Source organism: Capnocytophaga sp. oral taxon 332 str. F0381 (assembly GCF_000318275.2).
Classification (GTDB): domain Bacteria; phylum Bacteroidota; class Bacteroidia; order Flavobacteriales; family Flavobacteriaceae; genus Capnocytophaga; species Capnocytophaga bilenii.
In genome coordinates this window covers 5,654-6,717 of sequence record NZ_KB291272.1, presented here as the reverse complement: position 1 = coordinate 6,717, position 1,064 = coordinate 5,654, and the positions used below count along the sequence as shown (strand labels likewise).

Here is a 1,064-nt window from a genome sequence, read left to right as displayed (position 1 = left end):
ATGGCTGGGAAGACTATAAACCTTAAATAAAAAACCCTTACCTTTGCAAAACAATAAATCCTAATTTAGTTAAATTAGATAGTAAAACTCCCATTACTACTAATAACCTATTTAAAGAAATTTCAAAACTATAGTTATATGCAAAGAATAATATTTTTATTATGTTTAGTTTTAGTAGCCTGTAAGCCTAAAAACGAAGAGGTAGCTGTTATAACTCCTCAAAGGGAACTCTCTGAAATAGAAAAAAGCATTTTAGAGGATAGGAGGCTTCCCGTATACAATCACACTGTAGAACAGATTGACAGGGAGGTTCTCCTGCTATTTGTAAATGACCATATTAAGGAATATAAGAAGAAAAATGGCGATAGAATCACCTCAATGAGGTATTATTCTATAGGAGCGAGCTCAGTTGAAGTTTCAAGTCAAGAACCTTATGTAGAAATTTTAAAAAATTATCATCCTAATGGTCAGATAAATAGCATTGTAAAGATAGCTAAGGGCTTTAGAAATAGAGTAATAGGTAAATCGATATACTATGATGAATACGGGAACAAAACTATTATAGATAATGATACTCTCTATGGAGCGTTAAAATACAATGATATCGTTAGGCTACTTATTAATGAAAGACTAATTGATGACCCAACCAAAGAAATAGGAGGCCATAGACTTGAAGAGAGTGAATTTGGGGTTAAATATATAAAGGAAGTGAACTTTTGGTATGCTGTAATCTCAATCAGACCAATGAAAAAATGGATAGGAAAATTGAAAGAATGGAAAGCCCTAAAAGAAGCAATGGAAGTCCAAAAAGATTTGGATAAACAATACAAAGAAAAACCTTGTGCAGAAACTCATATATATGCTGAACTTTATATAGATGGAGATACAGGGAAAATTTATCTTAAGAATGAATATGATAAAGGTTATTATGTAGATTATACAAAGGAATAATTTTTTATTAAGGTGTCAAAATAATTTCGTATATTTGCACTCTGAAAATACTTTGACACCTCGATTAAATTTTTTGATCATCAAGTTAATGGAATAAAAATAATAACACAAAG

Annotated in this window: 1 protein-coding gene; it reads left to right on the top strand. The window is 30.3% G+C overall.

Annotated elements, in window-relative coordinates:
* Positions 1-138: 138 nt before the first annotated feature.
* Complete coding sequence (locus HMPREF9075_RS02870; protein ID WP_009414975.1) at positions 139-951, top strand: hypothetical protein; 813 nt, start codon at positions 139-141, stop codon at positions 949-951.
* Positions 952-1,064 lie beyond the last annotated feature (113 nt).

Coding starts and splice junctions, on each gene's coding strand:
- HMPREF9075_RS02870 (WP_009414975.1), top strand. CDS start 139: ATGCAAAGAATAATATTTTTATTATGTTTAGTTTTAGTAGCCTGTAAG.